Annotated in this window: 22 protein-coding genes; 11 read left to right on the top strand and 11 right to left on the bottom strand. The window is 72.0% G+C overall.

Going from position 1 to position 24,566, the window contains the following annotated elements:
• Positions 1 to 23: 23 nt before the first annotated feature.
• From ACIQ6R_RS18565 to ACIQ6R_RS18575, 3 genes are read left to right on the top strand one after another with little or no spacing between them, the layout of a single operon-like run.
• Positions 24 to 941 (top strand): virginiamycin B lyase, encoded by a 918-nt coding sequence (locus ACIQ6R_RS18565; RefSeq protein ID WP_404222470.1) that lies wholly within the window; start codon positions 24 to 26, stop codon positions 939 to 941.
• Complete coding sequence (locus tag ACIQ6R_RS18570; RefSeq protein WP_404222471.1) at positions 898 to 1,617, top strand: CatB-related O-acetyltransferase; 720 nt, start codon at positions 898 to 900, stop codon at positions 1,615 to 1,617. The genes ACIQ6R_RS18565 and ACIQ6R_RS18570 overlap by 44 nt, the downstream gene beginning before the upstream one ends.
• 56 nt (positions 1,618 to 1,673) lie before the next feature.
• Positions 1,674 to 2,366: a DUF5701 family protein gene (locus ACIQ6R_RS18575; protein ID WP_404222472.1), complete on the top strand. Its 693-nt coding sequence runs from the start codon at positions 1,674 to 1,676 to the stop codon at positions 2,364 to 2,366.
• Between the two features lie 4 nt (positions 2,367 to 2,370).
• Here the strand turns inward: ACIQ6R_RS18575 and ACIQ6R_RS18580 are convergent, their stop codons facing one another.
• Positions 2,371 to 3,459 (bottom strand): PP2C family protein-serine/threonine phosphatase, encoded by a 1,089-nt coding sequence (locus ACIQ6R_RS18580; RefSeq protein ID WP_404175823.1) that lies wholly within the window; start codon positions 3,457 to 3,459, stop codon positions 2,371 to 2,373.
• 179 nt (positions 3,460 to 3,638) lie between these two features.
• Between ACIQ6R_RS18580 and ACIQ6R_RS18585 the strand changes: the two genes are divergently transcribed.
• Positions 3,639 to 4,160 carry a glutathione peroxidase gene (locus ACIQ6R_RS18585; RefSeq protein WP_404222473.1) on the top strand — a complete coding sequence of 174 codons (522 nt, stop codon included), beginning with the start codon at positions 3,639 to 3,641 and terminating at the stop codon, positions 4,158 to 4,160.
• Positions 4,161 to 4,234: 74 nt separating this feature from the next.
• Positions 4,235 to 5,095, top strand: a complete 861-nt coding sequence (locus tag ACIQ6R_RS18590; protein ID WP_404222474.1) for a MerR family transcriptional regulator — start codon at positions 4,235 to 4,237, stop codon at positions 5,093 to 5,095.
• A 112-nt stretch (positions 5,096 to 5,207) separates the two neighbouring features.
• On the opposite strand, the gene ACIQ6R_RS18595 is transcribed toward ACIQ6R_RS18590, so the two are convergent.
• The 3 genes from ACIQ6R_RS18595 to ACIQ6R_RS18605 form a co-directional block, all read right to left on the bottom strand.
• Positions 5,208 to 5,399, bottom strand: coding sequence for a DUF397 domain-containing protein (locus ACIQ6R_RS18595; protein ID WP_404175832.1), 192 nt, complete (start codon positions 5,397 to 5,399; stop codon positions 5,208 to 5,210).
• A gap of 175 nt (positions 5,400 to 5,574) precedes the next feature.
• On the bottom strand, positions 5,575 to 6,432 hold the full coding sequence (locus tag ACIQ6R_RS18600) for a helix-turn-helix domain-containing protein (protein ID WP_404222475.1): 858 nt from the start codon (positions 6,430 to 6,432) through the stop codon (positions 5,575 to 5,577).
• 345 nt (positions 6,433 to 6,777) lie between these two features.
• Positions 6,778 to 7,536 (bottom strand): GPP34 family phosphoprotein, encoded by a 759-nt coding sequence (locus ACIQ6R_RS18605; protein WP_375914169.1) that lies wholly within the window; start codon positions 7,534 to 7,536, stop codon positions 6,778 to 6,780.
• Between the two features lie 189 nt (positions 7,537 to 7,725).
• Between ACIQ6R_RS18605 and ACIQ6R_RS18610 the strand changes: the two genes are divergently transcribed.
• The 3 genes from ACIQ6R_RS18610 (at position 7,726) to ACIQ6R_RS18620 (ending at position 14,330) form a co-directional block, all read left to right on the top strand.
• Entirely contained in the window at positions 7,726 to 10,380 is a 2,655-nt protein-coding gene (locus tag ACIQ6R_RS18610) for a D-alanyl-D-alanine carboxypeptidase (protein ID WP_404222476.1), read from the top strand.
• Between the two features lie 232 nt (positions 10,381 to 10,612).
• Entirely contained in the window at positions 10,613 to 12,523 is a 1,911-nt protein-coding gene (locus ACIQ6R_RS18615; RefSeq protein WP_404175842.1) for an MFS transporter, read from the top strand.
• Between the two features lie 217 nt (positions 12,524 to 12,740).
• Positions 12,741 to 14,330 (top strand): sodium:solute symporter family protein, encoded by a 1,590-nt coding sequence (locus ACIQ6R_RS18620; protein ID WP_404222477.1) that lies wholly within the window; start codon positions 12,741 to 12,743, stop codon positions 14,328 to 14,330.
• A gap of 63 nt (positions 14,331 to 14,393) precedes the next feature.
• On the opposite strand, the gene ACIQ6R_RS18625 is transcribed toward ACIQ6R_RS18620, so the two are convergent.
• The 3 genes from ACIQ6R_RS18625 to ACIQ6R_RS18635 form a co-directional block, all read right to left on the bottom strand.
• Positions 14,394 to 14,804 carry a VOC family protein gene (locus ACIQ6R_RS18625; RefSeq protein WP_404175848.1) on the bottom strand — a complete coding sequence of 137 codons (411 nt, stop codon included), beginning with the start codon at positions 14,802 to 14,804 and terminating at the stop codon, positions 14,394 to 14,396.
• A 125-nt stretch (positions 14,805 to 14,929) separates the two neighbouring features.
• Positions 14,930 to 16,045: an ADP-ribosylglycohydrolase family protein gene (locus ACIQ6R_RS18630; protein ID WP_404175850.1), complete on the bottom strand. Its 1,116-nt coding sequence runs from the start codon at positions 16,043 to 16,045 to the stop codon at positions 14,930 to 14,932.
• A gap of 141 nt (positions 16,046 to 16,186) precedes the next feature.
• Positions 16,187 to 17,083: a LysR family transcriptional regulator gene (locus tag ACIQ6R_RS18635; protein WP_404222478.1), complete on the bottom strand. Its 897-nt coding sequence runs from the start codon at positions 17,081 to 17,083 to the stop codon at positions 16,187 to 16,189.
• A gap of 87 nt (positions 17,084 to 17,170) precedes the next feature.
• Here ACIQ6R_RS18635 and ACIQ6R_RS18640 point away from each other — a divergent pair, with 87 nt between their 5' ends.
• Positions 17,171 to 17,518, top strand: coding sequence for a DoxX family protein (locus ACIQ6R_RS18640; protein WP_404222479.1), 348 nt, complete (start codon positions 17,171 to 17,173; stop codon positions 17,516 to 17,518).
• Between the two features lie 359 nt (positions 17,519 to 17,877).
• On the top strand, positions 17,878 to 18,378 hold the full coding sequence (locus ACIQ6R_RS18645) for a DUF2165 domain-containing protein (RefSeq protein WP_404175862.1): 501 nt from the start codon (positions 17,878 to 17,880) through the stop codon (positions 18,376 to 18,378).
• A 25-nt stretch (positions 18,379 to 18,403) separates the two neighbouring features.
• On the opposite strand, the gene ACIQ6R_RS18650 is transcribed toward ACIQ6R_RS18645, so the two are convergent.
• Positions 18,404 to 18,967 carry a hypothetical protein gene (locus tag ACIQ6R_RS18650; protein ID WP_404222480.1) on the bottom strand — a complete coding sequence of 188 codons (564 nt, stop codon included), beginning with the start codon at positions 18,965 to 18,967 and terminating at the stop codon, positions 18,404 to 18,406.
• Positions 18,968 to 19,059: 92 nt separating this feature from the next.
• Positions 19,060 to 21,672: a bifunctional FO biosynthesis protein CofGH gene (locus ACIQ6R_RS18655; protein ID WP_404222481.1), complete on the bottom strand. Its 2,613-nt coding sequence runs from the start codon at positions 21,670 to 21,672 to the stop codon at positions 19,060 to 19,062.
• A gap of 208 nt (positions 21,673 to 21,880) precedes the next feature.
• On the opposite strand from ACIQ6R_RS18655, the gene ACIQ6R_RS18660 reads away from it, so the two are divergent.
• A complete protein-coding gene (locus tag ACIQ6R_RS18660) occupies positions 21,881 to 23,407 on the top strand; it encodes a CehA/McbA family metallohydrolase (RefSeq protein ID WP_404222482.1) in 1,527 nt (508 codons plus the stop codon).
• Positions 23,408 to 23,628: 221 nt separating this feature from the next.
• Here the strand turns inward: ACIQ6R_RS18660 and ACIQ6R_RS18665 are convergent, their stop codons facing one another.
• Both ACIQ6R_RS18665 and ACIQ6R_RS18670 read right to left on the bottom strand, forming a co-directional pair.
• On the bottom strand, positions 23,629 to 23,904 hold the full coding sequence (locus ACIQ6R_RS18665; protein WP_404175874.1) for a hypothetical protein: 276 nt from the start codon (positions 23,902 to 23,904) through the stop codon (positions 23,629 to 23,631).
• Between the two features lie 43 nt (positions 23,905 to 23,947).
• Complete coding sequence (locus ACIQ6R_RS18670) at positions 23,948 to 24,376, bottom strand: hypothetical protein (RefSeq protein ID WP_404175877.1); 429 nt, start codon at positions 24,374 to 24,376, stop codon at positions 23,948 to 23,950.
• Positions 24,377 to 24,566 lie beyond the last annotated feature (190 nt).

A 24,566-nucleotide genomic window follows, 5' to 3' on the forward strand; every position in this document is an offset into this window, starting at 1 on the left:
CCCTCTGTGTAAACTTACTCTCAATGAATGAATTCACGGTACGGGAGTTCACCGTCAGCAGCCCGGACGCCGGTCCCTACGCCCTCGCCGAGGGGCCGGACGGCGCCCTCTGGTTCACCCTCGTCCACCAGGACGCCGTAGCCCGCCGGGACCCGGGCGACGGAAGGGTCACCGTCCACCCGGTCGGGGCCGGGCCGACCGTGATCGCGCCGGGCCCGGACGGGGCGATGTGGTTCACCGAGTACCGGGCGCACCGCGTCGGCCGTATCGCACCCGACGGCACCTACTCCTCCTTCGCACCCCCGACCCCCGAGGGCGGGCCGTTCGGGATCGTCGCCGGGCCGGACGGCGCCATGTGGTTCACGCTGTCCGGCGTCGACCGCGTCGGCCGCGTCACCATGGACGGCGAGGTCACCGAGTACCCGGCGCCCGGCGCCTTCCCGTCGGCCATCACCGTCGGCCCGGACGGGGCCCTGTGGTGCGCCCTCAACCAGCAGAACGCCGTCGGACGGCTCACCACCGACGGCCGCGGCACCGCCCACCCCCTGCCGACCGGGGGCGCCGCGCCGGTGGGCATCACCGCGGGACCCGACGGCGCGCTGTGGTTCACCGAGATCGGGGCCGGGCGGATCGGCCGGATCACCGTGGCCGGCGAGATCACCGAGTACCCGCTGTCCGACCCCGCGGCCCGGCCGCACGCGGTCACGGCCGGGCCCGACGGCGCGCTGTGGTTCACCGAGTGGGGCAGTGGCCGGATCGGCCGGATCACCGTCGACGGCCACGTCACCTCGTACGCGCTGTCCCGCCCCGACAGCGAACCGCACGGCATCGCCCGGCACGACGGCGCCGTGTGGTGCGCCCTGGAAACCGGCTCCCTGGCCAGAATCGAGGTCACCCATGACCGAACCCACGACCGATCCCACGACCGATCCCACGACTGATCCCACTACCGTTCCCGGGCCCGCCGCCGGCACCGCCCCCGACCCCGGCGTCCTGCACCCGCTCGCCCAGCACCCGCGGGTCGTCCTCCTCAAGCCGCTCGTCACCGACGAACGCATCCAGGTCGGCGACTTCACCTACTACGACGATCCCGACGACGCCACCGCCTTCGAGACGCGCAACGTGCTCTACGCCTACGGGCCGGAGAAGCTGATCATCGGCAGGTACTGCGCGATCGCCTCCGGCACCCGGTTCCTGATGGCCGGGGCCGAGCACCCCACCATGGGCGTGTCGACGTTCCCGTTCACCATGTTCGGCGGCGCCTGGGCCGAGGCCACGCTCGACCTCGTCACCGGCATGCCCAGCCGCGGCGACACGGTCGTCGGCAACGACGTGTGGTTCGGCCACGGCGTCACCGTCATGCCCGGCGTGCGCGTCGGGGACGGGGCGATCGTCGCCGCGGGGTCGGTGGTCACCGGCGACGTCCCGCCGTACACCGTCGTCGGCGGCAATCCCGCCCGCCCCATCCGCAGCCGGTACGACGCCGACGACGTCGCGCGGCTCCAGCGGGCCGCGTGGTGGGACTGGCCGGTCGAACTGGTCACCCGCCATGTCCGGACGATCATGTCGGGCAGCCCGGCCGACATCGAGGCCATCGCGACGAAGGAGCTCTCCTGACCGACACCGACCGCGTCCCCGGCCACCCCGCGACAGCCTCGACGGAAGGAACCCGCTTGACCGACCGAACGCACCACACCAGCGACTCCCCCGCCTTCGACGCCGCCGCCGAGTTCGACCGGCAGGTCCGCACCCTCGACGCGCTCGGCTACCCGGCGCTCTGCGGGCGCACCCCGGAGCAGTTCGCCGAACTGGTGGCACCGCTGCGCGCCGAGGCCGTGGCCCACGCGGGCGACGCGGGCGAGGAGTACGACGCCGCCGCGTCCGGCCGGGTGCCCTTCGTCCTGGTCGTCACCCGCGAACTCGCCCCGATCGAGCGGACCATGCCGCTGACCACGCTGCACGGCGGCCGGCTGCCCGGGTTCGTCGACCGCTCCTTCGAGCCCGGCTCCCTGGAACGGTTCGTCGCCACCGAGGAGGCCGAGCCGCCCGGCCGGGACGGCGTCCACATGCTCTTCGACGTCGAGCGCGGGGAGGAGTTCTGCGGAGTCGTACCGCGCGACGCGATGGCCGCCGTCGCCGAGCGGGGCCGCGGTCTGCTCACCATCGAGGAGGGCATCGCGCTGATGACGCACGCACCTCAGGTGCTGGTCAAGAACAAGTGCTTCTCGCTGGGCGGTTCACGGTCCGGCGACCGCCGGGTCCCGGCGATCTGGATCAGCCAGAAGGCCCCGAAGCTCGGCTGGTGCTGGGAGGGCAATCCGCACACCTGGCTCGGCATGGCGTCGGCCGGCGGCCGGCGGGCCTGAGCCCTCACGCCGGCCCGGCCGCTCCCCCGCCGTCATGGCCCTGGTACCGCAGCAGCAGCATCGCGGCGTCGTCGTGGTGCGGTCCCGCCGCGTGCCGCACCAGGTCCCCGCGGAGGGCGTCCAGGGCCCGGTGGACGTCGGAGTCCTTCAGGAGGTGGGCGCGTTCGGCGAGCGGGTAGAAGCCGCCCTCCTCGTCCCGGGCCTCCGTCACGCCGTCGGTGTAGAGGAGCAGCTGGTCGCCGGGGACGAAGGGCACCGGATACGGCTCCGGTCCGGGGCCGCCGTGTGCGGCCAGGCCCAGCGGGAGGGCGTGGTCGGGCGGCTCCGGGAAGTCGGCGGTGCCGTCGTGGTGGACGACCATCGGGGCCGGGTGGCCGTAGTTGAGGAGGACGACCTGGTGGTCGTAGCCGATCTCGGCGACGACCGCGGTCACGAACTTCTCGTCCTCCAGCTCGCGGGCGACGCTGCGTTCCAGCCGCTCGCCGAGCTTGACCAGGTCCTTCTCGTCGTACGCCGCCTCCCGGAAGGCGCCGAGGACCCTGGCCGCGGTCTCCACCGCCGCCAGGCCCTTGCCCTGCACGTCGCCCACGATCACCCGGACGCCGTGCGGGGAGGCCACCACCTCGTACAGGTCGCCGCCGATCCGGGCCTCGGCGAGCGCCGAGGTGTACGAGACGGCCGCGTGCAGCGGGCCCGCGGTCAGCGGTACCGGGCGCAGCAGGACCCGCTGGGCCACCTCCGCGATCGACCGCACACTGGCCAGTTCCGCCTCCCGGCGCGAGCGCATCACGGCCGCCGCGATCCCGACGCCGGTCACACCGGCCACCGACACCATGGCGGTGTAGCCGCGGGGGCGGTCGAAGAGGCCGTTGTACAGGCCGAGGCCCACGCAGAGCAGCAGCGCGACCAGCCCGATCACCGCCGTACGCCGCCAGCCGCCGACCAGTCCGGCGAACGCCGGGCCCAGCGACACCAGCGGCAGGAGTCCCACCCCCGGCCCGGCCGTGAGGTCCACGACGGCGACCACGGTCATGGCCGCGGCGGGCATCCAGGACAGCATCGCTGAACTGGACGGCGACTTCTTCACGGTCATGACTACTCCGGTGTCGCAGCGCTCAAGAGTCGCCTCTTCCCTGTGCTCGGGCGTCCCTCCCCAGTCTCTTAGACTATGCAACGGTTTGTCGGCGCAGGAGTTCCCGAGCGGTCCTTAATCCAATCGAGGCCGGGTGACGCGCCCGCCGGCCCGGCATGTCGCGGGGCTAGCATCCGCTCATGACGACCTCAGAGAACACGCAGCGCGACGACAGTCTTCCCCTCGACGTCGGGATCGACGCCCTCCAGGGCGGGTCCGCCGACCTCTCCCAGTACGCGGGCCGGGTCGTACTGGTGGTGAACGTGGCCTCCAAGTGCGGGCTCACCCCGCAGTACGCCGGCCTGGAGCGGCTGCACGAGCGGTACGCGGAGCAGGGCCTCACCGTGCTCGGCGTGCCGTGCAACCAGTTCATGGGCCAGGAGCCGGGCAGCGCCGAGGAGATCGCCGAGTTCTGCTCGGCGACGTACGGCGTGACCTTCCCGATGACCGAGAAGGTGGACGTCAACGGGGAGGACCGGCATCCGCTGTACGACCGGCTCGTCGGGTTCGCCGACGCCGAGGGGCACAGCGGGGACGTCCGCTGGAACTTCGAGAAGTTCCTGATCGGGCGGGACGGCAAGGTCGCCGCGCGGTTCTCGCCGCAGACCGAGCCGGAGTCGGCCGAGGTCGTGGCGGCCGTGGAGGAGCGGCTGGCGGGTTGACCTTGCCCCTGGGGCAGGCCCGAGCGTCGTCGTCGCCGGGCGGAACAGGCCGCCCGGCGACGGAGGATGACGACGTGGACGATGCACGCGACGACGAGTCGCTGACCATCGGGGCGTTCGCCGCGCGGGCCCGGCTGTCGGCCAAGGCCCTCAGGCTGTACGACCGTATGGGCCTGCTGGTGCCCGACCGTGTGGACGAGGCCACCGGCTACCGCTACTACCGCACCGGGCAGATCGAACGCGCCCGGCTCGTGGCCCTGCTGCGCCAGTTGGACATGCCGCTCGCGCAGGTCGCGCAGGTGGTCCACGCGGACGGGCCCGGGGCCGCCGTTCTGCTCGACGCCTACTGGGCGGGAGTGGAGGCCCGGGTGGCCGGGCAGCGGACGCTCGCCGACTACCTCCGTGGACGTCTTTCGGGGAGGAGCTCCGAGGTGTACGGAAAGTTCGCGGTCGAGACGGTGGACGTGCCCGAGCAGGTGGTGATCAGCGAGACCCGGCACACACTGGCGGGCGAGCTGCCGGCGTGGATCGGTGCCTCGCTGACCCGGCTGGAGGAGGCGGCGCGGGGCTGCGGGGGTGTGACGGCGGCGCCGTTCGTCGTCTACCACGCCGAGGTGTCGATGGAGAGCGACGGCCCGGCGGAGTCGTGCGTGCCGGTCGCCGACGAGGCGGCGGCCCGGGCGTGGAGCGAGGAGCGGGGGCGGGCCTGGCAGTCGCAGGTGCGGGTGGAGCCGGCCCGGCGGCTGGCCTACACCCGGATCACCAAGGCGCAGGTGGCCCATCCGCAGATCCTGGCCGCCTTCGAGGCGGTGGAGGAGTGGGTCGCCGCTCAGGGTCTGACGGTGGCGGGTCCGTGCCGTGAGGTGTACTTCGCCGACTGGGAGGCGTCGGGTCCCGAGGACCCGGTGTGCGACATCGCCTTCCCCGTCGGCTGAGCCCGGCCGGGCTGAGCCGACGCGGGGCCGGAACTGAGCAGAGCCCTCTCGGCAAGGTCGGCGAACTGGTCGAGAGGGCTCCGTCGGGCCGGCGGACGGCGCGCGGAGTCGGTTACTCCTTGACCGAGGTCACGAAGGCGTTCCACGCGTCCGCGGGGAAGGCCAGCGTCGGTCCCGCGGGGACCTTGGAGTCGCGGACGGCGAGTGCCGCCACGACCGGTGACTTGACCTCGACGCACGCGCCGTTTCCTCCGGAGTAGGAGGACTTGGTCCACGATTCCTGGGCGCCCTGAAGAATTGCCATGTCTGCTCCGATGGCGAGTGCTGAGTGCGGTTTACGCCAATGACGCTTGATCTTTGGCGTGATCGACGCTACTCGCTGACCCAGCCGTACGGAGCAGCCATTCACCCGACCGGGTGGCATATTCCAGGTGACTCTTCCAGTACTACGCACCAGGGATGTAACATCCGTCGCCGCATCAGCGGGCGTACTCCTTCGCCACGTCCTCGATGCGCCGCCGCGACTCCTCCACGTTCAGGGCCTGGGCCCGCAGGTGCTCGTACATCACCGTGTACTTCTGCACGTCCTGCGCCTTCTCCAGGTACAGGTCGCTGGTCACGCCCTCGATGTACACGACGCTCGAGTCGGCGGCGTCGGCGAACTCCAGGATCGAGTACTGCCCGTTGATGCCGGGGTGCGCCCCGACGTCGAACGGCAGCACCTGCACGGTGATGTGCGGCAGCTGCGACATCTCGGCGACGTGCTCCAGCTGCTCGCGCATCACCTGCTTGCCGCCCACCACCCTGCGCAGGCAGGCCTCGTCCAGGACCACCCACAGCCGCAGCGGGTTGATGTCGGCGGAGATGCGCTCCTGGCGCCGTATGCGGACCTGCACCCGTTTCTCGATGTCGGCGACCGAGGTCTCGGGCAGGGCACCCTGGATGAGCGCCTCCGCGTACGGGCGGGTCTGCAACAGGCCGGTGATGATCTGGGGTTCGTAGGTCCGCAGCGACTCCGCGTCGGTCTCCAGGCCGATGTAGACGCTGTACGGGATGTCCCCGAAGGCGTGCCACCAGCCCTGCTGGCGCGAGTCCTTCGCCATCTGCATCAGCGAGTCGACGATCCGCTGGTCCTCGACCTCGTAGACCCCGCACAGGTCGCGGACGTCGCGCTGGCTGATGCTGCGCCGGCCGTTCTCCAGGCGGCTGATCTTCGACTGCGAGACCAGCAGCCGCTCCGCCACCTCCTCGGCCGTCATGCCCTTGAGCTCACGGAGCCGGCGCAGCTCCTGGCCCAGCCGGCGTCGCCTGACGGTGGGATTGACATTGGACGCCACGGGACGTGCACCTCCGGCTGCGTGACTCATACCTGCCACTTTGCGTATCTGCTGCTGAGCAGACTGCCACCAAGGTGCTTCGTACCGCTGGGAAACGGTCGATATGCGCCGCGTACACGCCAGTTCGGGGCGCCACCCGCACACATGGCCGCGCGGGGCGGCGGGACCGTACCGCCGTCCGGGCGTGCCGGGCGTACGGTCGGTCCCGCCGCCCCGCGCGAACCTGCGGCTCCCGTGACCGGGCTTAGGGGACTGATGGTGCGGCGGTGCGGTACTGCTGTGCCCTCAGGGCTGAGCGCTCAGGGCTGTGCGTTCACTGCTGTGCGTTGCTGCGGTGGGTGCGGCTCAGTGGGCCACCGCACGCGCCATGGATCCGTGGCGCGGTTGCGCCGGAACACCGCGGGCGGGTTCCGGGGCGGGCCTGGCACCCGGTCCCGCGGCCTGTCGGCCGGCCGGGGCCGGAGCGCGGCGTGGCTGTGCTCCCGCGCCGTTCTGGACGTCCATCACCGCGTGCGCCACCAGTCCGCCCATGGGGTCGTGCCTGATGAGGTCCCGCAGGCGGGACCGTGACGAGCGTCCTTCGTTGCCCGGGTAGAGGTGCTTGCCGAGACCGACCGCGTGGGCCAGCGCGGCGAGCGCCGCGGTCCGCGGGTCCGGCGGTACGCCGGTGCGGATCGCCGAGTCAAGGCGGGCCTTGATCTCCCTGCTGATCGCCGTGTCCGTCGCCTGATAGCGAGTCGTCGGCAGCACCCCGCACATCTGGCCCTCCACGGCATGCACCATGCCGCATCGCTCCAGATGCGAGAGGTAGGTCTGGCGCAGCCCCAGGCGGGGCCCGCCAATCCAGTTGACCGCCCGTACGGGAGCGCCACGCCTTCGCAGCAACTCCAACGCGCAGTCCAGTGTTGGATCTCCTGTCGGCCGTGGTGCCACCACGGCGATACGATCCCCGTCTGGGGCTATCCGTCCGGCCAGCGCCAGCTCCACCAGCTGTGCTCCGGCCAGACCGAGGTCGAGCGACTGCGGCTGTGCGGTGGTACCCGTGGTCGGGTCCAACGCCAGCAGCAGAAGCTCCTCCGGAAGTGTTCTGCGGCTCCTGCCCATCCATGCCTCCCCGCGTGGATGACAGACAGGGTGACCCCTCTCACATTGGTCTGTCGAGGGTGCGTGACCGGTTCGCAATGGAACCAGTAGGTATGTCGTTCTCGTCTACCGCGTGGGTTCCACCCGTACACAGGACACTGGTACATGGTTTCGGTACGGGTTCGGTAGCGCGCACGAGGCGTGCGGCGCATGGAGGAGGCATCGGTGGCGGGCGAGTCCCCCGACAGGTCGAAGCAGCGCGAGTCGTCGGAAGAACCGACGTCGGGGAGCGCGGGTCCGGTTCCCGAAGCCAGGACCGAGGCGAGCGAGACGCGTGATCCGCGGCTGGCGGTGGCACGGGAGGACGCGAAGCCGCCGGCGTCGGCCGGGTCCGCCGGGGCCGCCGGGTCCCGTGGGGGCGTCGATACGGCGACCCGGGTGCTGTCGGTTCGCGAGACGGAGACGGAGTCCGACGCGGCGTCCGACACGGCGTCCGACGTGGAGGCGGAGGGCGGGGTCGCGGGCGCCGGCTCGGAGAACCCCGTCGAGGACGGCTCCTCCGAGGCACCCGGAGCGTCCGACGCCTCCGAGGAGTCCGATACGTCCGACACCTCCGAGGACGAGCGCGCCGAGCCCGCCGCCACCACCGACGGCCGGCTGCGGGACGCCGTCGCGGCCTGGGTGGCGACCGCGGACGAGCGGGCCGCCGTGGAGGCCGGTACCGAGGACACGCCGCGCGCGGGGGCCGCGGAGGAGACGCGACGGGACACCGCCGCGGACTCCGACGCGCCCGACGACGAGCGCGACGCGACGGCCACGGACGCCGACACGGGATCCGGGACCGGCTCCGATGCGCCCGCAGACGCCGAGGAGCACCCGGGCGGCGAGCCCGACGACCGCTCCGACGCACCCCAGGACGCCCAGGAGCGCGACGACGAACGCGCCGCCACCGACACCGCCGCGGACTCCGGCAGGCGCGAGGGTGCGGAGCGGCGCGCGGACGCCGCCGCCACCACGGACGCCGCCGCGTCCGAGGACACCGACGCGTCCGAAGGCGCCGACACGTCCGAGGGCGCCGACACGTCCGAGGGCACCGAAAAGCACGTGGCCGCCGAAGAGCACGCGAACGGGGCGCCCGACGGCCGCTCCGGCGCGCCCGCGGGCCCCGCGGAGAGCCCGGACGGTGAGCGCGCCGCCGGAGCCGCCGGGGCCGCCGGGGCCGCCGACAGCGACGCCCATGACGGCTCCGGGGACGACGGGCGTCCCGTCGATCACCCCACCGCCGTCTTCAAGGCCCCGCGACCCGCCGCGCCCGCCGTCGACCAGCCGACGACCATGCTGAAGCTGGGCGACACCGCCAACCCGCCCAAGCGGACCGGCAAGGGCGCCGACGTCCCCGTACGGCCCGCCGAGACCGACGCCGAGCGGACCAGCAAGTTCGTCGCGCTCCGGCACCCGGACGACCCCGCGACGCGCAAGCCCCCGCCCGAGGCCCCCAGGGCGCCGCAGGCCCCCCGTACCGGAGCCACCGCCGCCGTACCGCAGGCCGGGCCCGAGCGGACGACGCAGCAGCCGGTGCCGCCGAAGCCGCCGCTGGACCTGCTGGCGGAGCTGACGAACACCCCGCCGCCCCCGGAGACCCCGCTGCGGACGACGGTGCGCCGGGTCAAGATCTGGACGCCGCTGGTCATCCTGCTGGTGATCGTCTTCGGCGTCGTGCAGTCGATGCGCGAACTGCCCGCGCCGGAGCTGGACCTCACGGCGCAGGACAGTTTCACCTTCGAGGGCGGCAAGCCCGAGATCCCGTGGCCGGCCAGCGGACAGGCCGCGCTGGACGTACAGGGCATCGGCACGTTCGGCTCGTCCGGCGATCAGAAGCCCGTGCCGATCGCGAGTGTCGCCAAGGTCATGACCGCGTACGTGGTCCTGCGCGACCACCCGCTCAAGAGCGGCGCCGAGGGTCCGAAGATCGAGATCGACCAGGCGGCGGAGGACCAGTCGCAGGCCGGCCAGGAGTCGACCGTCAACGTGTACCAGGGCGACTCGATCTCCCAGCGCGAGGCCCTGGAGAGCATCCTGATCGCGTCCGCGAACAACGTGGCGCGGCTGCTCGCCCGTTGGGACGCGGGGTCCGAGAAGGCGTTCGTGGAGAAGATGAACGCCGCCGCGAAGGACCTCGGCATGACGAACACGACGTACACCGACCCGTCGGGTCTGGACAACACGACGGTGAGCACGGCCGTGGACCAGGTGAAGCTGGCCAAGGAGGCGATGAAGTCGCCCGCGTTCCGTGAGGTCGCCGCGATGATGTCGTACGACGACTACAAGGGCGTCAACCACTCCAACTGGAACCACCTGGTCGGCCACAACGACGTCGTCGGCATCAAGACCGGCACCACCACCTCCGCGCTCGGCAACCTGGTCTTCGCGGCGAAGAAGGAGATCGGCGGCGAGACCCGGACCATCGTCGGTGCCGTGGTCCGCCAGCCGGCGGGCGGCAAGGACAACACCATCCTCGGTGCCGCGCTGGACTCCAGCGACAAGCTGATCCGGGCCGCGCAGGACACGCTGGAGTCGTCGACGATCCTGAAGAAGGGGAGCGTCGTCGGATACGTCGACGACGGTCTCGGCGGCCGGACGCCGGTCGTCGCCACACAGGACGTCAAGGCCGTCGGCTGGCCGGGCCTGACCGTCAAACTGACGTTCGAGGCGGACGAGGTGCCGCACACGGCCGCGGCCGGTACGAAGGTCGGCACGCTCACGGTGGGCGACGGCGAGGCGGCCGGCGCGGTGAAGGTGCCGGTCGCCCTGCGGAAGGACCTCGTGGAGCCCGCCCTCACGGACAAGCTGACCCGCCTGGGCTGACGGCCGGCCCGCCGGGGCCGCACCGACGCGCACGCCCCCTCGGCCACCCGGCCGCGGGGGCGTTTGCGTCCCGGAAGCTCCCGGAAGGTCCCGGAGGGGGGTCGCGGGGCCCCGGAGGGGAGGAAGCCACGGTGCGGGAGTGCGTGCTAGCGTCACGAAACGGGGCAGGTCGCCGGTCACGGGAACGGGACACGGCCGTAAGCAGAAGACGGGACACGGGGAGTGCCTTCAGGTGGCCACTGCGGAGCCGACACGCGCCGACGACGCCGATCCCGGGCCGGGAGCCGGCCCGCGACCACACGTACCCGCGCCCCGCAGGGACACCGCGGAGAGCGGGCGGAGCGGGAGGGCCGGCAGTGGCCCGGCGGACGGCGGCCGTGAGCCGGACCGCACCGGACCGGAAGCGCCGTCCGCTGTGAAGGCCGCTTTCCTGGCCGTGCGCGAGCGCATGCTGCGCCACCCCGTGCTGTCCGTGACCGCGCTCGCCGGAATCCTCCACATCGCCTGGTTCTTCACTTTCGCGAACAGTGGCGGCGACCTCGCCGCGCAGGACGCGTGGTCGGAGTTCGTCGGCCGCCATCCGGACTCGGCGTACAACCTCGCCTGGTACGGCGGCATGCACCCGGTGTCGTACAGCGTGGTCTCGCCGTATCTGATGTCGGTGCTCGGCGTGCGTACGACGATGATGATCGCGGGGACGCTGTCGGCCGGACTGCTGACGATGATCCTGATCCGCGGCCGGGTGGTCCGCAACCCGCTGTGGGCGTCGCTGGCGGGCCTGTTCGGGCTGCTGGCCAACGCGGCGTCGGGGCGGGTGACGTTCGGGCTGGGCATGATGTTCGGGCTGGGCGCGGTCGCGGTGGTGTTCTGCTGGCCCTACCGCTGGCGGCACGAGCGGTGGGCCAAGGGGCTGTGCGCGGCGCCGCTGGCCGCGCTGTCCACGATGGCCTCGCCGGTCTCGGGTCTGTTCGTGGGCCTGGTGGCGGTGGCCCTGTTCCTCCAGAAGCGCCGCCCGGGTGCCTGGTCGCTGGGGCTGGCCCCGGCGGTGGTCGTCGCGCTGTCGGCCGTGCTGTTCCCGTTCTCCGGTACGCAGCCGATGGCCTTCGGTTCGGCGGTGCTGCCGATCGTGTACGCGGCCCTGGTGTACGCGTTCGTGCCGCCCACCTGGACGACCGTACGGATCACGTCGGCGGTCTACGGCCTGTCCGTGCTGCTGGTCTGGCTGATCAGCTCCCAGATCGGGTCCAACATCACCCGCCTCGCGATGCTCTTCGCCGGGGTGGCGCTGGTGGCCGCGCTGCCGTTCACGGTGGCGCGGACGCGCAAGTGGTACGCGCTCGTGGTCGCGATCGTCGGCTTCGTCGGCTGGATCGGCTTCAAGTCCGCCGACGACGTCATCCACACCCAGCCGACCGCCTCCTGGGCGCGCGAGCTGGCACCGCTCCTCAACGAGCTGCAGGAGGTCGGCGCGGAGCGGGGCCGGGTGGAGGCCGTGCCCGCCCGCTCCCACCGGGAGGCCTCGGCGCTCGCGCCGTACGTGAACCTGGCCCGCGGCTGGACCCGCCAGGCCGACATGGAGCGCAACCCGCTCTTCTACGACGACACGCTCAACTCGGCGAACTACCACGAGTGGCTGAAGCGCTGGGCCGTGCACTACGTGGTGCTGCCCAAGGGCGAGCCGGACGGCGACGGCGGCAAACGCGAGCGGGAGCTGATCCAGCGGGGTCTGCCGTATCTGAAGCAGGTCTGGGGCGACGCCAACTGGCAGCTGTTCCAGGTGCTCGATCCGACGCCGCTGGCCGAGCCCCACGCCGTCGTCCGGAGTGCCGAGCAGGACGCGTGGACGCTCGACGTGAAGCAGCCGGGCCGCGTCCTGGTCCGGATGCCGTACTCGCCGTGGCTGAGCCTCGTCGACGCCGAGGGCAAGAAGCTGGAGCCGCCGCGGGAGACGGAGGCCTCCGAGAACGGTCCGGAGGACACGCCGAAGACGTACGACAACGTCAACGGCTGCCTGACGGAGACCGAGGAGACCGCCGAGGGCGACAAGTGGACGGTGCTGGTCGCCCCCGAGGCGGGCACGTACCGGCTGGCGTCGCCGTACGGGCTGAAGCGGGGCACGCCGTGCCCGGACGAGCTGAAGTAGACGACCTCGGAACACCCGTCCGGGCGTTCATGTAGGTGAACCGAGGTCAGCAAGCCGAACATTTTTACTCGCTCTTGACCCTCCCCTTCCTTGTCGTGCCCGCGTCGACGCAACCACGATGAGCGGGCACTTCGCGGCCTGCCTCGCCCCTACCCCGCTCGTGCGAAGTGCCAGCCAGCTGAGCGGAGTTCACAAGGCGGACCCCGGAAGGGGGCACATGAACGGTCTCGACTGGTCCGTGCTCATCGGCTACTTCGCCGTCATGGTGGCGATCGGCCTCTGGTCGCACAAACGCGTGGACAACGTCAGCGACTTCTTCACGGCCGGCGGCAAGATGCCCTGGTGGCTCTCCGGCATCTCGCACCACATGTCGGGCTACAGCGCGGTGATGTTCACCGGGTACGCGGGCATCGCCTACACCTACGGCGTCACGTCCTTCGTCACCTGGTCCTTCCCCATCGCGCTCGGCATCGCCATCGGGTCCAAGCTGTTCGCGCCGCGCATCAACCGGCTGCGCTCACGGCTGCACGTGGCCTCTCCCCTGGAGTACCTCAAGAACCGGTACAACCTGCCGACCCAGCAGGCCCTCGCCTGGTCCGGCATGCTGCTGAAGATCGTGGACGTGGCCGCGAAGTGGGCGGCCATCGCCACGCTGCTGTCGGTCTTCACCGGCATCACGCTCAACCAGGGCATCCTGATCACCGGTGTCGTCACGGGCATCTACTGCACGATCGGCGGCCTGTGGGCGGACGCGCTGACCGAGCTGGGCCAGTTCGTCATCCAGCTGCTGGCAGGTGTGGCGATGTTCGTGGCCGTGGTGGTGAGACTCGGCGACCACGGCGGCTTCTTCGGCGTCTGGGACGAGCCGGAACTCCAGGGCCACGGCGAACCGCTGGTCGGCCCGTACGGCACGGTGTTCCTCCTCGCGTTCCTCTTCATCAAGCTCTTCGAGTACAACGGCGGCATGCTCAACCAGGCCCAGCGCTACATGGCCACGAGCAACGCCCGCGAGGCCGAGCGGTCGGCGCGGCTGTCGGCGGTGCTGTGGCTGGTCTGGCCGCTGGTGCTGTTCTTCCCGATGTGGATGTCGCCGCTGCTGGTGGAGTCGCAGAAGGCGGACGGCTCCGACTCCTACGCCCTGATGACCGAGCAACTGCTGCCGCACGGTCTGCTGGGCCTGGTCATCGTCGGCTTCTTCTCGCACACCATGGCCATGTGCTCCTCGGACGCCAACGCCATCGCGGCCGTCTTCACCCGTGACGTGGCACCGGTGCTGTCGGCGCGGGCCAGGAGCTGGAGCGAACGGGCCGGGCTGCTGGCGGCGCGGCTGGCGACGGTCGTCTTCCTCGGCCTGTCGATGGCGGTGGCGACGCAGGTCGACTCGCCGACGTTCAAGGACATCATCACCGTCGTGATCAAGTGGGTCGCCGGACTGATGGGTCCGATCGCGATCCCGATGATGCTCGGTCTGCTGCGGCCCTTCCGCCGCTCGGGGCCGACGGCCGCACTGACCAGCTGGGCGCTGGGCCTGCTCGCCTTCTGGCTGGTCAACTACCCGATCAACTGGAACGTGGAGGGCGGGGTGCCGCTGGAGTACCAGGTGTCCATCCCGCTGGCCGTGTCGCTGGTCCTCTACATCCTGATCGGCTTCCTGAAGCCGGAGGACACCCCGGAACGGCTCGCGATCATCGAGCGGGTCAACACGGACGGCGACGACGACGCCTCGGGCGCGGCGGCGGCCGTCCCGGCGCCGGCGGGCGGCGTGGCGGACGCGATGGGCCGCACCCGGGTGGGCGACCAGGGCTGACCGGCCCCTGCCCCGGCCGGGCGTGAGCGACCGGTGTCCCGGCAGTCGGGGCACCGGTCGGGCTCAGCGCACTTCCTGGATGCGGATCTGGTTGCCGGCGGGGTCGCGGAAGGCGCAGTCGCGCACACCGTACGGCTGCTCGGTCGGATCCTGGACGATCTCGGCGTTTGCGGCGCTCACCCTCTCGAAGACGCCGTCGAGGTCCTTGGTGGCCAGCAGGATCCAGCCATAGGTGCCCTTGGCCATCATCTCGGCGATGGTGCGGCGCTCGGCGTCGGTGATGCCGGGGTCGACGGCGGGCGGCGCGAGGAGCAGGGAGGTGCCGGGCTGATCGGCGGGGCCGACCGTGATCCAGCGCATCTTGCCGTTCCCGACGTCCTTGCGGATCTCGAAGCCGAGGACATCGCGGTAGAAGGCCACCGCCGCGTCCGGGTCGTCGTGCGGGAGAACGCTCGTGTGAATGGTGATGTCCATGACCGCCACGCTAGCCGGGCCCCGGTGACCGGCGCTTCTCGAATCCTGACCGGCCCGCCCGGCGCACCCGCTCGGCCGCCTCCGGACCCGGCGCCTCCGGACCCGGCCGGCTGACCCCGCGGCGGCTACCCCCGCGGGTACCGCGCCAGCCACCCCGGCGACGATCCCGCCGGGCCGTGCAGGGCCGGGCCCTGGGTCATCTCCATGGCGAAGTCGTCGGCCAGTTCCAGGATCGTCGGGCGGCCCTCCAGCTCGGCCACCCAGGCCGGTGGGAGGGCCGTTTCCCCGTGCAGCGCGCCGAGCAGTCCGCCGGTCAGGGCACCGGTCGCGGCGGAGGGCCCGCCGTGGTTGACGGCGAGCCGCAGTCCGTGCCGTACGTCCTCCCCGACGAGGGCGCAGTACACCGCGGCGGCCACCAGCCCCTCCGCCGTCCCCTCGCCGATCAGCTCGGTGACGCGCCCCGGGCTCGGCATCCCCTGCCGTACCGCGCCGAGCGCGTGCTGCAGGGCGTCCGACACGGGCTGGTGCCCCGGCCGGGCGGCGAAGAGGGCCAGTCCCCGCTGCACGGCACCGTCCAGGCTCTCCCCGCGGGCCAGCCCGTGCACGATCACGGCGTACGCGCCGGCCGCCAGGTAGCCGGTGGGGTGGCCGTGGGTCTGCGCCGCGCACTCCACGGCGAGCTGGGCGACCAGTTGCGGCTCCCAGCCGACCAGGAGCCCGAACGGCGCCGACCGGGCGGCCGCCTCGGGCCCGCGCTCACCGGGATTCTTGGGCGCCTCCGGCGTGCCCATGGTCTCGTCGCCGAGTCCGAGCAGCAGCGCGCGCGTCGCGTCCCGGCGGGCGTACAGCCACTCCTCGCGGGCCAGCCAGCCGTCGTCCTTGCGCCGCAGGTCGGGCCCCCAGTCGCGCTGGGTGGCGGCCCAGCGCCGGTACGCCCGGTGCAGGTCGGTCGGCGGATGCCAGGCGCCGGTGTCCCGCCGTACCTGGGCGCGGATCAGCCCGTCCACGGAGAACAGGGTGACCTGCGTCAGGTGGGTGACGGCACCGCGCCGGCCGTACGCGGAGGCCAGGTCGGTGAGGCCCTCCGCGCCGTGCGCCTCCCGGATGCGGTCGAGACCGAGCCCGTCGACGGGCGCGCCGAGGGCGTCCCCGATGGCCACCCCGAGCAGCGTCCCGCGTACCCGGCTGCGGAAGTCCTGCTGCTCGGCACGCCCCCAGACGGCACCGGCTGTCGCGCCCACCTGGACCTCCCCTCGGCACTGCCCACATCACTGTCCACGTCACTGCTCACGTCACCGTCCACAGCAGTGTCCGTGCGTACGACGTCCAGCACTGTATTCGAACGGGGCGGCCGGTTCAGGAGCGGAACGGTGTGGAAACGTTCACGTGGCGGCGCGCGTCTCACGGCAGCAGCGGACGAAGTCCTGGACGACGGGGTTGTCGTCGTCGGCGGGGGCCCAGGCGACACCGACCTTGCTGGGGCTCACCCCGGTGACGGGGCGGTGGACGACGCCGGGGCGGGTGTAGAAGCGGGCCGCGGATTCGGGGGCGAGGGCGATGCCGTATCCGTTGGCGATCGCGCTGAGCCAGTCGTCCGGCTGCTCGGTGACCGCGCCGACGCGCACCGGGTGGCCGTCGCGCTCGTCGGCGGCCAGCCAGTACTCCCGCCACCGGCCCGTTTCGGGCGGGGCCGCCACGAACGGCTCGTCCCACAGGTCGCGGAAGGCGATCACCTCGCGAGCGGCGAGGGGGTGCGCCTCGGGCAGCACGACGCAGCGGGGTTCGCTGAACAGGACCGTCACCCGCAGCGCCTCCTGACCGGGGAACGGCAGACGCACCAGGGCGACGTCGACGTCCGAGTCCGCGAGTCCGGCGGAGGGGTTCGACCAGGCGGCCTGCCGCATCTCGGCCCTCCAGCCCGGACGGCGCCGGGCGAACTCCGCGATGATCGGCTGTGTCGCCTCGTTGGCGGCGCTGGCGATGAACCCGACCCGCAGGACGCGGGCGGCACGGCTCGCCGCGGACCTCGTCTCCCGCACCGCCCGCTGCCACCCGGCCAGCAGGGCGGGGGCGCGTTCCGCCAGCGCCCGCCCCGGCTCGGTGAGGGTCATGCCGGTCCTCGACCGCGTGAACAGGTCCACGCCGAGCCCGGCCTCCAACTGCCGGATCCGCTTGGTCAGCGCGGGCTGGGAGACGAACAGTCGCTCGGCGGCCCGGGTGAGGCTCCCCTCCTCCGCCACGGCCACGAAATACCGCAGCAAACGGGTGTCGACGTCCATGCCGCCAGGTTATAGGCGCAGGTATTGGACGTCGCGGCACGCCGAGGTGAAGGCTTGGTCCGGGGAAACGGGTGGAAGGAGAGGCGTGTGTTCACGGCCTATGTGATCGTCACCGTCGTCGCCGTCGCGGCGAACGCCGGGATCGCCGTCGCGGACCTGGTGGGGGCCCGGTTCGTCCTCGCCAACTCGGCCGAGGTGGAGGTCCCCGCGTCGTGGATTCCGGGGCTGGCCGCCCTCAAGGCCGCCGGAGCCGCCGGGCTCCTCATCGGTCTGCTCGGCGTCCGGCCCCTCGGCATCGCCGCCGCGGTCGGTCTCGTCCTGTTCTTCGTCGGTGCCGTCGTCGCCCACGTCCGCGCGCGGGTGTTCCGCAACATCGCGTTCCCTGCCGGGTACCTGGCTCTGAACACGGCCGCGCTCGTCCTGGTGGCCAGGTGAGAGCCGGCGGAGGACGGAACGCCGTCGGGTGTTCGCGGTGCACGCGGCTGCATGGAAAGGCCGCCGGGTGGCGGACCGGCTCCTGGGGCAGACCGGCCGTCAGGGATCGCTTCACGGCCGTCGCGGTCCGCGTAGGCCGCCACGATGCGCAGGCCGCGCCCCGGCTCCGCCCCGTCGGCCACCGGGTCGGCGGCGCGCGGGACCCGGTCGCCGCGCTCGTCGGTCACCTCGACTCGGCGGGTGCCGTCGGTCCGGGAAGAACGGCGCCCGACCGGCGTTGTGCGGCGCCTCGTGGACAGAGTTCGTCGAGTTCGCGGCCGGGCGTTGACTGATCCGGCGGTGGGAGGAAGATCGTCGTCATGACGACCACCCCACGCGCCCTCTCTCTCGCGGCCACCGTCCTCACGGGCATCCTCGCCCTCTACATCGCCCTCGTGGCCCTCGGGAACATCACCGACTTCGGCAGCAACCAGCAGTTCGTGCGTCATGTCCTCGCGATGGACACGACCTTCAAGGACGACGACCTGATGTGGCGGGCGATCACGAACAAGGGCGTGCAGGACGCCGCGTACGTGGCCATCATCGTCTGGGAGACGGTCGCCGCGCTCGTGCTGATCTACGCGACCTGGCTGTGGATACGCCGGGACCACGCCCCCGCGCGGCGCATGACCACGTACGGCACGCTCATGCTGATGCTGCTCTTCGGGGCCGGGTTCATCGCGATCGGCGGGGAGTGGTTCGCGATGTGGCAGTCGGAGGACTGGAACGGCCTGGAGGCGGCGACGCGGGTGTTCCTGCTCAGCGGGGTCGTGCTGATCGTGGCGCACCTGCCGTCCGGGCAGACGGAGGCTGCTCGGTAGACGGAGACTGCTCGGTGGACGGCGGCTACCCGACCACGGTGACCGTCGTGCCCGAGGTCGCGAACTCCCAGAGCGCGTCGCCGTCCGCCTTGGGCAGCCGTATGCCGCCCGTCTTCGCGTCGGCGGCGGCCGGGGGCGGCGAGGAGCCGTCCACGGCGTTGGAGAAGGCGACCCACACACCGTCCTCCTGGGCGAAGTACATGATCTGCTCGACCTGGACCCCGTCGGAGCCCGTCGTCGGGTCCTCGCGGCGGGTGCCGACGGTGTACTCGCCGGTGTCGGGGTCGACCGTTCCGGGCCACACCGTGAAGGACCGCCGGGCGGCGTCGCTGGCGTCGACCAGCCACACCCGGTCCTGGCCGACCGAGTAGACGACGCGCCGCCCGGTGCCGGAGCCGTCGGGCACCCGGGCCGGTGCGGTCTCCTTCGGCGTCGGGTGCGCGTCAGCCGACGCCGAGGGGCTCGGCTCGGCGGCCGCGGCGGTGGGATGGGGTCCCCGGTCCGCCTGTACGGCCAGGACGCTCACCGCCGCGATCGCCCCCACGGTCAGACCGGAGACCCAGGTCCATGAGGGAAGTCGGGCAGGCACGGGCACGCATCTCCTCAGCTACGAGAACCCCGACACACCGGGGGCCCGATCATCGTACTGCGGGCGGCCCGTGCCCCGGCCCCGGCCGGACGTCAGTCCAGTACCGGCAGCAGCTCCGGCAGATGACCGTCCGACGCCGTCGCCGCCCGCTGCCGCTCCTCGGACACCGGGCCGTACAGCGTCGTCCGGGGCTTCGCCGGGCGGCCCGCCGCGTCCGCGACCGCGATCAGGTCCTTGACCGACTTGTACGAGCCGTACGACGAGCCCGCCATACGGGAGATCGTCTCCTCCATGAGGGTGCCGCCGAGGTCGTTCGCGCCGGAGCGGAGCATCTCCGCCGCACCCTCGGTGCCCAGTTTCACCCAGCTTGTCTGGATGTTGGGGATGTGCGGGTGCAGGAGGAGACGGGCCATCGCCGTCACCGCGCGGTTGTCCCGCATGGAGGGACCCGGCCTCGCGATGCCGGCCAGGTACACCGGCGCGTTGGTGTGGATGAACGGCAGCGTCACGAACTCCGTGAAACCGCCCGTGCGCTGCTGGATGCCGGCGAGGATACGCAGGTGGCCCAGCCAGTGGCGGGGCTGGTCGACGTGACCGTACATCATGGTCGAGGAGGAGCGGATGCCCAGTTCGTGGGCGGTCTCCACGACCTCGATCCAGGTCGCCGTGGGCAGCTTGCCCTTGGTCAGGATCCAGCGGACCTCGTCGTCGAGGATCTCCGCCGCCGTGCCCGGGATCGAGTCCAGGCCCGCTTCCCTCGCCGCGCTCAGCCACTCTCGGACGGACATGCCGGTACGCGTCGCGCCGTTGACGACCTCCATCGGGGAGAAGGCGTGCACGTGCATGCCGGGGACGCGTTCCTTGACCGCCCGCGCGATGTCGAAGTACGCCGTGCCGGGCAGGTCCGGGTGGATGCCGCCCTGCATGCAGACCTCGACCGCGCCCACCTCCCAGGCCTGCTGCGCGCGGTCGGCGACCTGCTCCAGGGAGAGCGTGTACGCGTCGGCGTCCGTGCGGCGCTGGGCGAAGGCGCAGAAGCGGCAGCCGGTGTAGCAGACGTTGGTGAAGTTGATGTTCCGCGTGACGATGTACGTCACGTCGTCGCCCGACACGGACTTGCGCACGTCGTCGGCCACCGCGCACAGGGCGTCCAGCGCCGGGCCGTCGGCGTGCAGCAGGGCGAGGGCCTCGTCGTCCGTCAGCTTCGTGGGGTCGTCGGCCGCCGTCGCCAGCGCGGCGCGTACGTCGGTGTCGATGCGCTCCGGTGCCATGCCGGGGGCGGCGGCCTCGCGCAGGGCGCCCCAGTCGCCGTACACCTCGTCGAAGTCGTCGCGGCGGTCCGACGTACGGCCCTCGGTGTCGATGGTCGTGTGCAGGTCGGTGCGGCCGGACGCGGTGAACGCCTCGTCCGGTTCCTGCCACGGGTGGCCCTCGACCGTCGCGTCCTCGCGGGCCAGGCCGGTGGCCGGGTCGGCGAGGGCCGCCACGTGCGGGCGCAGCCGCGGATCCAGCCAGGGTTCGCCGCGCTGGACGAACTCCGGGTACACGCAGAGGCGTTCGCGCAGCTCGAAGCCGGCCGTGCGGGACTTCTCGGCGAGTTCGTCGATCTGCGGCCAGGGGCGCTCGGGGTTGACGTGGTCGATGGTGAGCGGGGAGACCCCGCCCCAGTCGTCGATGCCCGCGCCGATCAGCCGCTCGTACTCCGCGTCCACCAGGTTCGGCGGGGCCTGGAGACAGGCGGACGGGCCCATGATGTGGCGGGCGACGGCCACCGTGGCGACCAGTTCGTCCAGTTCCGCGTCCGGCATGCCGCGCATCGCCGTGTCCGGCTTGGCGCGGAAGTTCTGGATGATCAGTTCCTGGATGCCGTGGTAGGCGCGGGAGACCTTGCGGAGGGCGAACAGCGACTCGGCGCGCTCCTCGTAGGTCTCGCCGATGCCGATGAGGACACCGGAGGTGAAGGGGACCGAGGAGCGGCCGGCGTCCTCCAGGACGCGCAGGCGGACCGCCGGTTCCTTGTCCGGGGAGCCGTGGTGGGGGCCGCCGGGCTCGGACCACAGGCGGGTCGCGGTGGTCTCCAGCATCATGCCCATGGAGGGGGCGACCGGCTTGAGGCGCTGGAAGTCCGTCCAGGTCATGACGCCGGGGTTGAGGTGCGGGAGGAGGCCCGTCTCCTCCAGGACGCGGATCGAGATGGCGCGGACGTAGGCGATCGTGTCGTCGTAGCCGTGCGCGTCGAGCCACTCGCGCGCCTCGGGCCAGCGGTCCTCGGGCTTGTCGCCGAGGGTGATGAGGGCTTCCTTGCAGCCGAGGGCGGCGCCGCGCCGGGCGATGTCGAGGACCTCGTCGGGGGACATGAACATCCCGTGCCCCTCGCGGCGCAGCTTGCCGGGGACGGTGACGAAGGTGCAGTAGTGGCACTTGTCCCGGCACAGCCGGGTCAGCGGGATGAAGACGCTCTTGGAGTACGTGATGACGCCGGGGCGTCCGGCGGCCTCCAGGCCCGCGTCCCGGACCCGGGCGGCGGACGCGGTGAGCGCTTCGAGGTGCTCGCCGCGGGCCTGGAGCAGCACCGCTGCCTCGGACACGTCGAGGGCGACGCCGTCCCGCGCGCGTTTGAGGGCGCGACGCAGGGAGTTCTCGGTGGGGCCCGTGGGACCCGTGGGGTCGGCGGGCCCGGTTCCGGAGGTCGCGGAAGTCGTCATCCTTCGAGCATACGAGCGGGGTGATCGAGACGCCGGGCCCGTCCCGCCGGCCCACCGCGGCGGGCCCCTGACCCCACCGCCCGGTTTCCCGCTCTCAATCCGCCGAACCCCTTTCCTTGCCCGGGAGTTCACGGCTCAATACGAGGGTTGCACGCACCACCCCCGCACCACCGATGTCATGCCACTGACGACACCTGGGAGCAGCAGCATGTGCGAGGACGACCACGCCGGGATCGGCAGACGCGCGGTGTTCGTGACGGGAGCGGCCGCCGCGCTTACGTTGGGAAGCGTGAGCTTCGCTTCGGCGGCAGGCCAGAACAGCCGGGACCGGCAGACCAGAACCGTGCGCGGCACCCTTCCGCCCGGCTCCCCCGACTTCGTGTACGTCCCGGTCGAAGTCCCCTCAGGGGTCCGGGAGATCAAGGTGGCCTACACCTACGACCGTCCCACCGTCCCGGCCGGCACCCAGGGCAACGCCCTCGACATCGGCCTCTTCGACGAGCGCGGCACCGACCTGGGGGGCCGGGGCTTCCGCGGCTGGTCGGGCGGTGCGCGCACGGAGTTCTTCGTCCGGGCCGATGAGGCGACACCGGGGTACATCCCCGGGCCCGTGCGAGCGGGCGTGTGGCACATCGCGCTCGGCCCGTACACGGTGGCTCCGCAGGGGCTGTCGTACGAGATCACGATCACTCTGACGTACGGCGACGGGGACAAGGCCGTACGGCCGGTGTACCCGCCCGAGCGCGCCAAGGGGCGGGGGCGTGCCTGGTACCGGGGCGACTGCCACCTGCACTCCGTGTACTCCGACGGCCGCTACACCCTCGCCGAGATCGCGGCGCTGGCGCGGGCGGCGGGGCTGGACTTCATCAACTCCTCCGAGCACAACACGCACTCGGCGCACGCGCACTGGGCCGAGGTGGCCGGGGACGACCTGCTGATCCTGCTCGGCGAGGAGGTGACGACCCGCAACGGCCACGTCGTCGCCCTCGGCACCGATCCCGGCACCTTCGTCGACTGGCGCTACCGGGCCCGCGACAACCGCTTCGGCCGTTTCGCCCGGCAGATCCGCCGCGCCGGCGGGCTGGTCGTCCCGGCCCACCCGCACGCCACCTGCATCGGCTGCAACTGGAAGTTCGGATTCGGGGAGGCGGACGCGGTCGAGGTGTGGAACGGGGCCTACACGCCCGACGACGAGGTGGCGCTGGCCGACTGGGACGGCATGCTGGTCGCCGCCGTGCGGGACGGGCGGGACGGGCGCGGCTGGCTCCCGGCGATGGGCAGCAGCGACTCGCACCGCGCCCCGGACGTCATCGGCCGCCCGCAGACCGTCGTCCTCGCCGACGACCTGACGCGGGAGGCGATCCAGGAGGGCATCCGGGCGGGGCGGTCGTACGTCGCCGAGTCGGCGAAGGTGTCGCTGGCCCTCACCGCGTCCGGCGGCCGGGGCGAGCACGCCGGCATCGGCGAGCGGCTGCGCGTGAACGCCGACACCCCGGTCACCGTCCGCCTGGAGGTGACGGGCGCGCCGCGCTGCACGGTGCGCTTCGTGACGGACCAGGGCGTGCTGTTCACCGGGCCTCCACTGCCGGTGTCCGGGGCGGGCGTCGTGGAGTGGCGGACGACCGCCTCGTACGCGGCGTACGTACGGGCGGAACTGCGGCACGAGGCGGCGGCGGGGCCCGTGCCGGGAGCGCTGGCCGCGTTCACGAATCCGATTTTCCTGGGGCGCGGGTAGGCCGACGGCAGGCATATTCGAGTAATCGGGAATCCGGCCGCATTACCGTTCGCCGCCTCGGGCCGGGTAGCACTCATGTAGACTCGTCGTGCGTTATCGCAAGGGGAAGGAAGCCTCAAGGTGATCTGACAGGCGTGGAAACCGAAGGTCCCTCGGACTTCCTTCCCCGATTACCGCTCTTGTTCCTCGGCGGAGAATGCGCAGTCGCGCAATTCCCCGCGCTACTGGCGCACGAGGACGATCACATTCCAGACGAACGCCCCGTGGACGAGAAGACACGTGGCCCATGCCCCGCCCGTGCGGGTCCCGTGGCGCAGCACCGTGCTCCAGCCGACCGCCATCAGGACGGCGGACAGGGCCAGAAGCCCCCAGGAAGCGGCGAGCCACGGCGTGGCGGGCTCCGTGAAGAGCCTGACCAGCGCCAGGGGAGCGAGCGCGAGCAGAGGCAGGGCCCACGTGCCTTCCGTGGCGGCGCGGGGGGACATGGTGTCGGTCATACCGGGTACTCCGTGTCTTCGTGTTCGGCCGAGTGGGCCCGCGTCAGCGAAGGGCGTTGTAGATCTCGAGGAGCGTCAGGCCCGGAGTGATGGCCTTGAGCGGCGCCTTCACCCACCAGGACAGCCCGTCGTACCACTTCTTGAAGTCGCTGTACTTGCCCTTGATGGCCTTCGCGAAGCCGCCGACCTTGCTGAACGCGGCCTTGATGGCACTCCACTTGCCGGCTGCCGCGTACTGGCCGTCGGCGACCGCGCGCATCTCCGAGCGCTCGGCCGCGGAGAGTTCGGCCGCCAGCGGGCTCGCCAGCAGGGTGCGCGCCGCGTGCTGGGCCTCGGCCTGCTGCGTGGCGGTGACGGTGGCCCGCGTCGGGCTCGGGGCGGGCTGGGCCGCCTGGGCCAGACCGGCGGTCCCGCCGAGAGCGATGGCCGTCACGGCCGAAACGGCGGCCATACGCAGTGCATTGCTGTTCATTCGCATCTTCCTTGCGTCGTCGCAAGGGGAAAGAAGCCCGTGCATGGGCGATCTGAACAGGCGTGGAAACCGACGGTCCCCCCCCGGTACTTCTTCCCCCGATTCGGTCTGCCGCCGACCCTCTGGTCAGGAGGGAAAACGACATGTACCGGAACTCCATTGGTCGGTGGAGCGCCAGGCACATGAGCAT

Source organism: Streptomyces sp. NPDC096048, from assembly GCF_044763415.1.
GTDB lineage: Bacteria > Actinomycetota > Actinomycetes > Streptomycetales > Streptomycetaceae > Streptomyces.